Raw genomic sequence first — 13,276 nt, forward strand, 5'->3', positions numbered from 1 at the left:
TTTAGAAGAAAGGAAGGAAAATGAGTGATTTTCCTTCCTTCTTTATTATTTTTTGAGTAAAATAGTGATGGGTAGAAATTTGGAATGAACATGAGGGGGAAATGCAATGCGTAATCCATTGTTACCGTTTGCAGCGATTGCGATCGTCGCAATCATTGCCATGGTCTCATTATCGTATTTTGGCGTAAACCAAGCACAACAAGCTGCTGAAGGTCCGTCTGTCACTGAGATGAACCCAGAAGACTTGTATGCGGCTAAAGGCTGCACAGGTTGCCACGGTGGAAATCTCGAAGGAGGCGTCGGTCCTGCCTTGACTGGTGTCGGCGAACGTTTATCGGCTGAAGAAATCACGAACATCATCGTCAACGGTAAAGGTGCGATGCCAGCTGGCCTCGCGACTGCCGAAGAGGCGGACGTGCTCGCGACTTGGTTGCTCGAACAATAAGAGGGAAACGTACTCCTAACGGGGTACGTTTTTTATTGTCCTGGCTATCAATATTCGTTACCCTAATAGTGAAGAAGTAGAAAAAGGAGTTGTCCCTATGCAAGAACAAGTGACGTTAGACCGGCGGCTGAAGCAAGTCGTCGATTTCATCCCGAAAGGTAGCGTAGTGGCGGACATTGGATCTGACCACGCCTACGTGCCGTGCTACCTCGTCCAACAAGGCATCGTCAATCGAGCCATCGCCGGCGAAGTGAACCGCGGACCGATGGAGGCGGCAAAAGCGCAAGTCGCGTTGATTGGCGCGACTGAACAGATTGACGTCCGTCTCGGTGACGGACTCGCCGTCCTCGAAGCAGATGAGGCGACCTGTATCTCAATCTGTGGGATGGGAGGAAGTTTGATTCGGTCGATTTTAGAGAGTGGCCGTGACAAGTTAGGCGCGGTCGAACGCCTCGTCTTGCAACCGAACGTGGATGGACAACACGTCCGCGAATGGTTGCTCGACGCAGGTTTCGTGTTGATCGCCGAGTCCATCGTCGAAGAGAACGATAAAGTATATGAGATTCTCGTCGGAGAACGTGGTACGGAGACCCGCTATAGTTCGGATGAAACGGAACGGGCTTGGCAGCTCATGTTCGGACCTTACTTGCTCGAGACACGGCCTGAGGCGTTCAAGCTGAAATGGGGACGCGAAGCGGACAAGCTCGATTATGTGCTCGGTCAAATGGCCGAGGGGGCACAGACCGAGGCGCTCATCCAGAAACAGGAGGAGTTCAAGACGTTACGTGACAAAATGAGAGAGGTGAGCAACTAATGGCGAACGGAAACCATGTCATCCAATTGTTTGACGAATTTGCCCCGAAACATCTTGCCGTCGAGGGCGATAAAATCGGTCTCCAAATCGGTACGTTGAATAAACCGGTACATCGGGTCATGGTGACGCTCGACGTGCTCGAATCGGTCGTCGATGAGGCCATCGAACGAGACGTCGACTTGATTATCGCCCATCATCCACCGATTTTCAGTGCTCTCGAACAAGTGAACGACCGCAGTGCGGCAGGGCGCATCGTCATGAAATGCATTCGGCATGACATCGCCGTCTATGTGGCCCACACGAACTTGGACGTCTGCGAGGGCGGGGTCAACGACTGGATGAGTGAGGCACTCGGGTTGGTCGATCCGACGGTGCTCATCCCGACGTATGAAGAACCGGTGTATAAACTGTCCGTGTTCGTCCCGACGACGCATCGACAAGCCGTGTCGGATGCGCTCGGCCGGGCCGGAGCCGGTCGTCTCGGAGATTATGGGGACTGTCAGTTCACCGTCTCGGGAGAGGGTCAGTTCACACCACTCGAAGGGTCGGACCCCTATCTAGGCCAACACGGCAAGATGGAACATGTCGAGGAAGTGAAAATCGAGACGATTGTCACGGAGAGCCAAAAGAAACGAGTACTCAAGGCGATGACGGACGCACATCCATATGAAGAGGTCGCCTATGATTTGATTCGGGACGACATCGAGGGGCGTGTGTTCGGTCTCGGGCGCATTGGTCGTCTGTCGACCCCGCTCACACTCGCTGCGTTCGCAGAGCACGTCAAGGCGAGCTTTGGCGTCGAGGCGGTGCGTATCGTTGGCAATCCGAACCGGACAATCGAGAAAGTGGCCGTCCTCGGTGGTGATGGGAACAAATACGTGTCGGCCGCCCATTTCAAAGGCGCGGACGTGTATGTGACGGGTGACTTGTATTTCCATGTGGCGCACGACGCGATGGCTCTCGGTCTTTCGGTCGTCGACCCGGGTCATCATGTCGAGAGTGTCATGAAGCAGGGTGTCGTCGACGTCATGCGGCAAAAAGGAGAACGTGCGAAGCTCGATGTCGAATTCTTCGTGTCCGAAGCCGATACGAATCCATTTCGTTTCTATTGATGATGCAACAACCCCCGTCCTCAGGTGAGGACGGGGGTTGTGTTCATTTACGGAGCGCCTTCACTTTCGGGAGGATGCTGCGCAGTTCGAGATAAGGGGTCTTGTCATGTGTGCTCAAATCGAGCGGGTCATATTGGCTCAAGAAGTCGATCACTTTCTTCGTGATCGGCGTCGGTGTAGACGCGCCTGACGTGACGGCGACCGTCTCGACACCATCGAGCCAAGCCAGGTCGAGCTCGCTCAAATCACCGATGCGATAGGCATTCGTGCCGGCAATCTCTTTAGAGACTTGGGCCAGGCGGTTCGAGTTATTCGATTTCGGGTCGCCGACGACGATTAACAGTTCGCAATCGCCGGCTTGTTCGGCCACCGCTTCTTGACGGACTTGTGTCGCGTTACAGATCTCATTATGCACTTCGACGTGTGGATAACGCTCTTGAATCATTTCGATCAAGGCCGAGACGTCCCATTGACTCATCGTCGTCTGGTTCGTGACGAGGATTTTCGTCTCATAGAGATGGGCCGGCAACGCCTCGAAATCCCGTTCATATTGTACGAGATGAACTTTGCCCGGGGCGACGCCCATGGCACCCTCTGGTTCCGGGTGTCCGTGCTTCCCGATATAGATGACCTCATAGTCGAGGGCCGTCTTTTCACGAATCAAATCGTGCGTGACCAAGACGTCCGGGCACGAGGCATCGACAATCGTCAATCCTTTCTCGATGGCACGTTTACGTACGAGCGGCGAGATGCCGTGAGCGGTAAAGACGACCGTTCCGCGGTCGATGGTCTCGAGTGCTTTCATGCGATCCTCGCCGTCGACCGTCTTGACGCCGAGGTCCTCGAACGCTTGGGTGACATGTCGGTTATGGACGATCATGCCGAGTATATGGATAGGACGCGGTAAATCTGGGTTGGCCACCGCTTCGTTGGCGAGCTTCATGGCATCGACGACGCCGTAGCAGTATCCGCGTGGACTGATTTTTTTAACTTTCATTTTGTAAGGAACGCTCCTTTCGCGATGCTTTCATACGTATTAGTCTAACATTGTTTCGAAAATACGAAAAGAATTGCGTGTATTCATGCTATAATCTTAAGGTTAGAAAGGAGGGACACCGTGGAACGCTTGAGAACATTGCTTGAAGTTCGAAAATCGTACTTCTTTCAGATTACATTTATTATCTTCATTATACTAGGACTTGTCATCTCTTCACTAGCGTTCTCTGCCGATCGTGTGACGGTGTCCCGGGCGGAAGAGCTAGCGAAAGAACAATTTGATTATGCGATTGACGGAAGTATCGAGAACCTAGAGACGCGACTCGGTAAACTGTATGAAGACTTGGTCTATCTCGGCGCCTACGTCGGAAACGAGACGTATATCGAAGAACGGATTCGAACCGGCTATTTGAATCAGCGCACGAGCTTTACCTCGATTTTTTATTACGATTTACGGGACGATGCCTTTAAATGGTACTCGCAACGTCAAGTGCCGGCTACGACGCTGAAAGCCGATGCAAAGTTTAACGAAGTGCTCAACGGTGGAGGCAACGACTTATTCATGAGTGAACCGATTTCCATCTCCGGTGACGTCGGGACATTTTTGTACGTACCGGTCCTTGAGGATAACCGGTTGGTCGGGATGTTCGGCGGCAGCATCAGCGTGCTCAACTCCGATTTATATCGACGCATGCTCGAATCGGCGAACGACGATATGATTCTTTACTTGTTGAACGAGCGGGGCGAGGTGTTATCGACGTCGTTCAATCTCGTCACGGACGCGGAACGTCGTCTGCCTCGCTCGATTATCGAGGCGACGGACGACTATGCGGTCCGGACGATTTTCAGCACTAAGGATGACGTCATCATGTATGAACCGGACGCCCGCGTCGCCGGCTGGAGCGTCCTCGCCAAACATAGTACTGATTCTGTGTACGAGGCGGTCTATGCGACGCGCTGGCAATATTTAATGATTACGCTCGTCACGTTCTTTTTAAGTATCATGGTCGGTTTGCTCTTGTCGAAGACGTTGACGAGCCCGCTCCTCGAGCTCGTGCAAAACATCAAGAAGCAGCAGTCGCTCGAACCGATTCAACTAGAACGGACCGGCTCCAAAGAAGTCGAGACGTTGCTTGATACGTATAACGACTATTCCCGCCGCATGGAGACGGCACGACGGGAACAGCTTAGCCAGCAACAACTGTTGCTTCAGCAAGAGAAGCTCGCCTCGCTCGGACAGCTTGCGGCCGGAATCGCTCATGAGATCCGCAACCCGCTCACACCGGTCCAAATCACGTTACAGATGGTGAAAGAGGGGCATAGCAGCCAAGAAATGCTTGACCTCGCCCTCTCAGAGCTCGACCGGGCCAACCATTTGATTACGACGATGCTCACGCTCGCCAAGCCAGATCAGGCGAAACTGCAAGAAGAATGGCTCGATATGACAGAGTTTGCGAGTCGCCTTGAATTCTTGCTCGACGCCGAGTGTTATAAACGGGTCACGAATTGGGAGTTGAACTTCCCGAACGACATGCCGCCGTTTTACTGCTCGAGCGACATGCTCATTCAAATCATTTACAACTTGTTCAAAAATGCGGTCGAAGCCGTCGACTCGAAAGGGGCCGACGGGAATGTGACGGTCACCATTCAGTTCACGGAGCGGGATTATCGCTTCTTGATTGAGGATAACGGCATCGGCATGACCGAGGCTCAAGTCAAATCGGTCGGATCGGCGTTTTACACGACGAAAGAGAACGGCAACGGCTTAGGTCTCTACATGATCCGCGAATACTTGAAAGCCGTGAACGGTGACATGAACATCGAGAGCGTTGAAGGAGAAGGTACGGCCATGATGATTAAAATCCCAAGGCGGTCGCACCCATGACGAAAGGATTCAAACATTACTGGTTATGGCTACCTGTCGTCTGGGCGTTGACGATTTTACTGATCACCTCGATTCAATTGCCGGAACGTTCGAGTGAGAACAACGAAGTCGGTTTCGTCTTCGTCAGTGAAAAGCATGAGCACGCCAATAAATTGTTGGCTGCTTTCGTCAGGACGGCGAATCAAAAAGGGTTCATCCCTGTCCCGACGACGAGCGAGGACTCACGGGTGTTAGAGAAAGAGAAGTTGGACGCCTTGATTGACCGCGGGGTCGAAGCGATTTTTGTGACGACGCTCGACGAGGCGTTCATTCGTCCGTCGCTCGAGCGTGCCGAGCGGGAAGGGATCCCAATTATCGCGATTGACCGCATGATTGACCATGAGAGCGTCTTGACGTCCGTCATGTCCGACAACGTCGAGATCGGCCGCATGGCGGCGAACCATATCGCCGCCCAACACGCGGGGCTCGACCGTCCGATTCGAGTCGTCGAAGTGCGCGGGACGGCCAAAGTCCGCTCGACGATTGACCGGAGTCTCGGATTGACGGAATATGATAAGGCGAACGACAACCTTCAAGTCGTCGCTTCCATCACCGGAAACTATGATACGTTCCAAGCGGAGATTGAGATGTCACGTTGGCTCGAGGCTGATATCCCGTTCGATGCCGTCTTCTCGCATAACGATGACAATACGTTCGGTGTCGTCCGCGCCCTTGAAAGTCATGGGCTCAGCGACAAAACGCTCGTGTCGGTTGACGGGGTGACAGAAATTTATCCGCTCATCCACAACGGCAAAGTGAATGCGACGGTCGTCCAATCTCCGAACGAGATGATCGAGGTCGGATTTAAAGCGCTCGAACTACATTTGAGCGGCAAAAAAATCGCACCACACTACTACACATCGAGCTATTTATATGAAGGGCTCGCAAAAGATTAATTGACAAATGATTAGATTCCGCTATGCTAGGAAAAGTGGAAAGAAACAGGAGGTGTATCGATTGAACAGCTTCCAACAGTTCAAATTGTTACCGTTTATCGTCGATGCCTTGACAGAAAAGCGCATCACAGTACCGACGGACATTCAGGCCCGGATTATTCCGGCTGCGATGAATGGCCGCGATATCATTGGGAAATCACAAACCGGGACGGGGAAGACGCTTGCGTTCCTCTTACCTATTTTAGAAGCAATCGATCCGAAAGAAGAATCGGTCCAAGCCATCGTCGTCGCACCGACGCGCGAACTCGCTTGGCAGATTCACGAAGAGTTGAAAACACTTCTCGTCAAACAGCCGGACTATATTAAGACAAGTCTGATTGTCGGAGGAACTGACCGGGAACGACAAATCGACAAGATGAAAAACCCACCACAACTGATCATCGGGACACCAGGTCGTTTGCTCGACTTGATGAAAGTCCAAGCGTTATTCCCGCACAAAGTCACGCACTTCGTCGTCGATGAAGCTGACCAAATGCTTGACATGGGCTTCTTGCCTGAAGTCGACCGCATCGCGCAGTCGTTGCCAGAGAAACTTCAAACGATGGTCTTCTCAGCGACAATCCCTGAGAAGTTACAGCCGTTCTTGAAGAAATACTTGCACGACCCACGCTACGCGGAAGCGAGTGAAGAGCACCGTGTCGTTCCGAAAATCAAGCATCACGTCATTCCGGTCCGTCACCGTGACCGTAAGGCGTTGACGGTCGAAATCGCAAAAACGATTAACCCGTTCGTCTGTCTCGTGTTCACAAACACGAAACAAGATGCAGATGAGTTGGAGACGTCGTTCCGCGAGGCGGGACTCAACGTCGGCACGCTTCATGGGGACATGCAAGCCCGTCGCCGGAAGCAAGCCATCAAAGACATTAACGACGCGAAATATCAGTTCGTGATCGCCACCGACTTGGCGGCGCGCGGCATCGATATTAAAGGTGTGTCGCACATCATCAACTTCGGGATTCCAAAAGACCTTGACTTCTATACGCACCGCGTCGGCCGGACGGGCCGCGCCGGTGAGACGGGTGAAGCGTACACGTTGTATGAAGATCACGAGAACGGTCCGATCAATCGACTCGAAGAGCGTGGTTTCACGTTCAAGCACGTCGATGTGAAGAACGGGTCACTTCAAGAGATTAAGACACGCAAACGTCGCACGACCGACCGGAAGATGAAAGTCTCGCAAACGGCGCACAGCCGGATGGCGGGCGAAATCAAGAAGGCGAAGAAAAAGGTCAAGCCTGGTTACAAGAAGAAGTTCAAGTATAAGTTGAAAGAGACGGCCTCACGTGAACATATGCAGAGCCAACGTCAGGAACGTCGCGAAGTTCGTAAGAAGAACCGTCGCTAAGCAAAAGAAGAATCGACTTCATGGAGTCGATTCTTCTTTTTGTGTACACTAAAGACAGATGAGAATGAAGGAGAAATGACTATGTTAAAAATTGGTTCCCACGTTTCAGTTTCCGGTAAGAAGATGTTGCTCGCAGGAAGTGAAGAGGCCGTATCTTACGGTGCCAACACGATGATGGTGTATACGGGTGCGCCCCAAAACACACGTCGCAAACCGATTGAAGACTTGAATATCGAGGCGGCGCTCGTTCATATGGCGGCACACGACATCGAGGAAATCGTTGTCCATGCCCCTTATATCATCAACTTGGGCAATACGACGAAACCCGAGACGTTTGAACTCGCCGTGTCGTTCTTAGCAGCCGAGATTAAACGGGCCGAGGCGCTCCAAGTCGCGCGCCATGTCGTGCTCCATCCCGGTGCCCACGTCGGTGCCGGTGAAGACGTCGGACTCGCTCGCATCATCGAGGGCTTGAACGAAGTGCTCACTGGCGATGAGACGGTTAAAATCGCGCTCGAGACGATGGCTGGGAAAGGCAGCGAGCTCGGCAAGACGTTCGAGGAGCTAGCGACCATCATCGATGGAGTGACGCATAACGATCGTCTCTCGGTCTGCTTCGATACGTGTCACGTCCATGACGCAGGTTACGACCTCGTCGGTGATTTGGACGGCGTCATCGAACAGTTCGACCGAATCGTCGGATTGGATCGGCTCGGTGTCATCCACGTCAACGACTCGAAGAACGTCCGTGGCGCGAAGAAAGACCGGCACGAGAATATCGGATACGGGGAGATCGGCTTTGATACGTTGAACCGCATCATCCATCACGAGGCGTTCACCCACTTGCCGAAGATTTTAGAGACGCCATATATTCCAATCAGTGAGAAGACGAAAGTGGCACCATACAAGCAGGAAATCGAGATGTTCCGGGCGAACCGCTTTGACGCCGAGTGGCGCGAACAGTTCACGCTCGCGCACCAATAAGATGAGCGTCATCCGAATCAACCCGAACGTATATGACGTCTGGTCTGCGCTTCCGACATATTTTCAAGAAGCGAGCCCGTTTTATGTGGAAGGGCAGATTGACGAGGCGACAGCGTGGATTGAGATTCTCGGATATGGAATCGTGGCCGAAGTCGAAGTCATGCTCGTCGAGAAGACGCAGCGCCCGTTCGACCGCTATTGGCGGACGGAGGCAACGCCCGAGGTGACGGCGTATAGTCTCGTCGATGTGATCGGCCTCGACTTTCATCATCCGCTGCTGCGAACGGGCCTGTATGAAGGGGACACGGACGTCGAGATTCGTGATAAGTGGGAGCGGGGGTACCGCGTCCCTTCTGCGAAGTGGACCCGGGAGACGTTCCGCGCCCATTTGGCGGACGAGCAGGCGAGGTTACAACTCGCCCCGACGACTGTCTGTGAGGCATGCGGGGATGACTTGAGCCGTTTTGGAGCATTTGGGGTTCGTCTGATGGAGTATCATCTCGAAGCAGGAAGCGGTACATGGCTTTGCCCGACGTGTCACAAAGCAAGACATTACGATATGTAAAAAAAACGAAGCCCGCGGGCTTCGTTTTTTGAATTAAAATGGCCAGTTCGCGAGTGCGAATTGATATACTTTCATCCCAAGAAACACACCGAAGATGCCGATGACACCAGGTAAAACGGGTGGGGCAGGGAGCGGCAACTTCAAAGCGGTGAAAATCATGCCACAAATAAGACCAGCGAGCAATGACAATAGGATTTCTTGCATGAATGATTCCTCCATAATCGAAATGAAAACGCTTTATTAACAGGTAACCGAATTCATTATACAATGTTCATTCTCGTTTGAGAAGTCTAACATCAGTCATCTGTCATTTTCTCATTTTCAGCTCGTAAGCGAAGGACTTCCCGTTCGGCCCAGTTCGAAGGTTCCCGTTCAAACACGCTCGGAATGTTGTTCCAGCGGCCGCCCGTGTATTGATGGATGATGATTTGTGATTGAATTTGTTCTTGTCCGGCTTCTTGTTTCAAATACACATAACTGCCGTCAGCACGCTGGATTCTGGCTTTCACGTTATCGACGAGTTGTAGCGCGAGCATGTCTTTAATATACGACTTATGTCCCGCATCGAGGATTGGGAATAGAATCTCAATCCGTTTGCGCATGTTACGGGTCATCCAGTCGGCAGAGGAACAATATAAGTCTTCTTTCCCGTTTTGATAGAAGTAGAAGATACGCGAGTGTTCCAAATAGCGATCAATGATGGAGATGACACGGATGTTTTCCGAGATGCCTTTAATGCCCGGACGCAGACAACAGATGCCGCGGATGATTAAATCGATTTTGACGCCGGCCTGTGAGGCGTCGTATAGTTTCGTGATAATTGGCTTGTCGGTAATCGAGTTCATCTTGGCGACGATGCGGCCGTTGCCGTATTTCTCGTGCAGTTTAATTTCGTCCTCAATCTTTTGAAGGAAGAAGTCGTGCATGTCGTCCGGTGACGTCTCGAATTTATGCCACGACGGACGTTCTCCGTACCCCGAGAGCCAGTTGAAGAAGTTGGTCGCGTCTTCGGCGAGCTCTTCGTTCGTTGTCAACAAGCCGATGTCCGTGTACAGCTTGGCGGTCGAGTCGTTATAGTTGCCGGTACCGAGATGGACGAACCGTTGCAAGACGCCGCCTTCAAGAATACGGACGACGAGCGTAATTTTCGAGTGCGTCTTTAACTCTTTATAGCCATAAATGACGTGGGCGCCGGCTTTCTCGAGCTGTTTTGCCCATTGAATATTCTTCTCCTCATCGAACCTGGCCTTCAATTCGACGAGCACCGTCACTTGCTTCCCGCTCTCGGCGGCATCGGTCAGCGCCTTGATAATCGGCGAGTCACCGGACACCCGATATAACGTCTGCTTGATGGCGAGGACGTTCGGGTCTTTGGCCGCCTGGGCGATGAAGCGGACGACCGGGTCGAACGAATGGTACGGATGGTGGAGCAAGTAATCTTTTTTCAGTACCGCTTGGAACAAATCTTTCCCCGGTTCAAGTCCTTCCGGGACGAACGGAATGAGCGTCTCGTTAATCATCTCATCATACTCGATCCCGATTTTATTATAGACCCCGAACAAGAACGTCAAATCGATTGGACCATCGACGAGGAAGATGTCCCGGTCATGAAGGTCGAGCACGTCCTGGAGCATGAACAACAGCTCTTTACTGAGTGACCGTTGCTGCACCTCGAGCCGAATCGCGACCCCGTAGCGTCGTTTCTTCAACTCTTTCTCGATTTGTTTCAAGACGTCGCGGCTGCCTTCCTCATGGAACGGCATATCGGCGTTTCGGGTGATTCGGAACGGCATCGTCGACTCGACTTCGAACCCTTTGAACAACGAGTCGATGAACTGGATGATGACATCCTCGAGCAACATCAAGTCGGTATGGTCCTCATCCTCGGTCGGTAGCTCGAGATAGCGTGGCAAGACGGCCGGCACTTGGACGAGAGCGAGCCGTTTCTTGCCTTCATCGGTCGAGGCGATCTCGACGGCGATATTCAGTGATTTAGACAACAACATCGGGAACGGCCGGTAGGCGTCGACGGCAATCGGCGTCAAGACAGGGAAGACATGCGTCCGGAAATAGAGTTTGACGAACTCGAGTTGCGTCTTATTCAAATGTTTCGGCCGCAAGAAACGGACGTTCTCCGCGGCGAGCTGCTTGAGGATTTTCTTATATGTCGCGTACTGGACCTCGACGAGCTCTTGCGCCTTGATGGAGATGGCTTTGATTTGCTGCTTCGGCGTCAGACCGGCCTTGTCTTCCGGACGGTTGAAGCCGGCGAGCACCTCGTCTTTCAATCCGCCGAAACGGACCATATAAAACTCATCGAGGTTCGAGCTGAAGATGCCGAGAAACTTCAGCCGTTCCATGAGCGGATTGCGTTCGTCCATCGCTTCTTGCAAGACGCGTTCGTTGAAGCTCAGCCAGCTGAGCTCACGGTTATTGAAATGTTCGGGTAAGTAGATGGTCATGAATCTCTCTCCTCTACGCGTAACTCGATTGATTGGTCAATCGCACGTTCCAAATGTTTTTTATGGCGGATGCCGCGTTGCAGTTCAAAGCGCGGGGATGTGTGCGTATGAAGCGTGAAGACAAGTCCTTCCTCGGTCGAGGATACGTCGACGTTCTCTACGACTTGACGTTCGGTCAAATCGAGCGCGTCGACGAGCTTGACGATGGAGCCGAGCAGCTCTAAGCTCTTCAACATCTTCGAGTCGAACCATTCGGGGAAGCCTTCGATATGTTGTTCGAGCAGGCGTCGTGATTTATAGGACGTCACCAAGGCGAGGGCGAGCCTGTCCTCGTTGTTCATCCCTTTAAAATCGTTCGTCGTAATCAAGTGGAACGTGTGGTCGCTCTTGTTATTATGGTCGATATATTCCCCGACATAAGCGAGCCGGCACGCCCCTTCTAAAAGACCGGGTTCGAACGGTTTCGGCTTAATCGTCTTCGTCTCAATCAAGCCGGTGTAAATTTGGCGGGCGAGATGAATCAAGTGTTGATGACGGACCGGGTCGACGGCATACTGCTTCTCGAAATGACGGAAACTTTCTTCTTTGACGTCACCGAAACGGACCCGATTGTTTTCCTTTAAGTAGTACTCATAGAACAAGCCCTCGCGTAGTCCGTTGTTGCTCATCATGAACTCAGGAACTTTCAAATACTTCGCCAGTTCATCGATGGCGGTCACGGCCGGGGCGATGATGTCCATCCGGTCCTTCGACAAACCGTCGAGACGCCCAAGTTGTTTCGGCGACATTTGTATGAGTTCGTCGACGACATCATGCAGGCGGTCGGCCCCGAGCGTGTATTGATGAATTCCCTCGAGTGGGAACAAGGACATCGACTGTTCGACCCGAACGAGGTTTCGAGCCGTGCCTCCGACACCGACGAGCGGTATACCGTGCGGCTCGAGCCAGTCGATCTCTTTGAACGACTTTTTCAAGAACGTCGTCAATTGTTTACGCTCGTCTTTCGTGAGCGTGTCACCCTTCATGAAGTCCTCGGTCAATGTGACGGCTCCGAACGGGAAGCTGTGATAGAAGACGAGTTCACGATCTTTGAAGTAGGTCACTTCCATTGAACCACCACCGATATCGACTGAATAGCCGTCCTCGATATACGTCGAGTTGATGATGGCCGAGTAGCCGTAAAACGCCTCCTCATAGTCGCTCAACAACCGAATCTCCATGCCGGTCGCTTGCCGGACTTCTTCTAAAATGGCCTCGGAATTGCTGGCGTTGCGGATGGCGGCCGTCGCGACGGGCAACACTTCTTTCACTTCGTGATGCTCGTTCAAGCGATTAAAGTGATTCAGCGTCTCGATGAGCGCCTCGATGCCAGACTCGGACAGTTCATTGTCATCGGTGATATGGCTCGACAGCCGTGCCACTTCTTTCACGTTCAACCGTTCAAAATACTGACCGTGGCCGTTCACTTCAAAAATGACGTTACGAATCGAGTTGGACCCGATATCGATGACTGCTAGTTTTTTCTCCACGGAAAAACCCCCTCTGCGTTATCTCTAGTGTACAACGAAGATCATAAAATTACATACGGATTTCAGTTCGTGCGCCGCCAATCGGCTCGCATTGCCTCTATACTTGAAGCATAGACTGATATTCTGTATAATACAGACGCCAAG

12 protein-coding genes are annotated in these 13,276 nt (G+C 52.3%); 8 read left to right on the forward strand and 4 right to left on the reverse strand.

Annotated elements, in window-relative coordinates; translation table 11 throughout:
* The first annotated feature begins 106 nt into the window (after positions 1–106).
* From cccA to KNP82_RS05045, 3 genes are all read left to right on the forward strand, one after another.
* Positions 107–445 carry a cytochrome c550 gene (gene cccA, locus KNP82_RS05035; RefSeq protein WP_021065699.1) on the forward strand — a complete coding sequence of 113 codons (339 nt, stop codon included), beginning with the start codon at positions 107–109 and terminating at the stop codon, positions 443–445.
* A 97-nt stretch (positions 446–542) separates the two neighbouring features.
* Positions 543–1,259: a tRNA (adenine(22)-N(1))-methyltransferase gene (locus tag KNP82_RS05040; protein ID WP_021065700.1), complete on the forward strand. Its 717-nt coding sequence runs from the start codon at positions 543–545 to the stop codon at positions 1,257–1,259.
* Positions 1,259–2,371 carry a Nif3-like dinuclear metal center hexameric protein gene (locus KNP82_RS05045; protein WP_214756525.1) on the forward strand — a complete coding sequence of 371 codons (1,113 nt, stop codon included), beginning with the start codon at positions 1,259–1,261 and terminating at the stop codon, positions 2,369–2,371. The genes KNP82_RS05040 and KNP82_RS05045 overlap by 1 nt, the downstream gene beginning before the upstream one ends.
* A gap of 43 nt (positions 2,372–2,414) precedes the next feature.
* Here KNP82_RS05045 and KNP82_RS05050 read toward each other — a convergent pair whose 3' ends face one another.
* Positions 2,415–3,368 carry a 4-hydroxy-3-methylbut-2-enyl diphosphate reductase gene (locus KNP82_RS05050; protein ID WP_029595228.1) on the reverse strand — a complete coding sequence of 318 codons (954 nt, stop codon included), beginning with the start codon at positions 3,366–3,368 and terminating at the stop codon, positions 2,415–2,417.
* A 120-nt stretch (positions 3,369–3,488) separates the two neighbouring features.
* Between KNP82_RS05050 and KNP82_RS05055 the strand changes: the two genes are divergently transcribed.
* The 5 genes from KNP82_RS05055 to KNP82_RS05075 all read left to right on the forward strand — a co-directional run bounded on the left by KNP82_RS05055 (position 3,489) and on the right by KNP82_RS05075 (position 9,141).
* Positions 3,489–5,252: an ATP-binding protein gene (locus KNP82_RS05055; protein WP_131471275.1), complete on the forward strand. Its 1,764-nt coding sequence runs from the start codon at positions 3,489–3,491 to the stop codon at positions 5,250–5,252.
* The gene (locus KNP82_RS05060) at positions 5,249–6,187 is read left to right on the forward strand and encodes a sugar ABC transporter substrate-binding protein (RefSeq protein ID WP_021065704.1); all 939 of its coding nucleotides are present in this window, start codon (positions 5,249–5,251) and stop codon (positions 6,185–6,187) included. Before KNP82_RS05055 ends, KNP82_RS05060 begins: the two co-directional genes overlap by 4 nt.
* A 52-nt stretch (positions 6,188–6,239) precedes the next feature.
* Entirely contained in the window at positions 6,240–7,592 is a 1,353-nt protein-coding gene (locus KNP82_RS05065) for a DEAD/DEAH box helicase (RefSeq protein WP_031199865.1), read from the forward strand.
* Positions 7,593–7,673: 81 nt separating this feature from the next.
* Positions 7,674–8,576, forward strand: a complete 903-nt coding sequence (locus tag KNP82_RS05070) for a deoxyribonuclease IV (RefSeq protein WP_021065706.1) — start codon at positions 7,674–7,676, stop codon at positions 8,574–8,576.
* Positions 8,533–9,141 (forward strand): hypothetical protein, encoded by a 609-nt coding sequence (locus KNP82_RS05075; RefSeq protein ID WP_251128647.1) that lies wholly within the window; start codon positions 8,533–8,535, stop codon positions 9,139–9,141. The genes KNP82_RS05070 and KNP82_RS05075 overlap by 44 nt, the downstream gene beginning before the upstream one ends.
* A gap of 33 nt (positions 9,142–9,174) precedes the next feature.
* Here KNP82_RS05075 and KNP82_RS05080 read toward each other — a convergent pair whose 3' ends face one another.
* The 3 genes from KNP82_RS05080 to KNP82_RS05090 form a co-directional block, all read right to left on the reverse strand.
* Positions 9,175–9,345 carry a DUF1427 family protein gene (locus tag KNP82_RS05080; RefSeq protein WP_021065708.1) on the reverse strand — a complete coding sequence of 57 codons (171 nt, stop codon included), beginning with the start codon at positions 9,343–9,345 and terminating at the stop codon, positions 9,175–9,177.
* Positions 9,346–9,437: 92 nt separating this feature from the next.
* Positions 9,438–11,603, reverse strand: a complete 2,166-nt coding sequence (locus tag KNP82_RS05085; protein ID WP_058763938.1) for an RNA degradosome polyphosphate kinase — start codon at positions 11,601–11,603, stop codon at positions 9,438–9,440.
* Positions 11,600–13,132, reverse strand: coding sequence for a Ppx/GppA family phosphatase (locus KNP82_RS05090; RefSeq protein ID WP_021065710.1), 1,533 nt, complete (start codon positions 13,130–13,132; stop codon positions 11,600–11,602). Before KNP82_RS05090 ends, KNP82_RS05085 begins: the two co-directional genes overlap by 4 nt.
* Positions 13,133–13,276 lie beyond the last annotated feature (144 nt).

It is taken from the genome of Exiguobacterium sp. s26 (genome assembly GCF_018618235.1).
In the GTDB taxonomy this organism is placed as follows: domain Bacteria; phylum Bacillota; class Bacilli; order Exiguobacteriales; family Exiguobacteriaceae; genus Exiguobacterium; species Exiguobacterium chiriqhucha.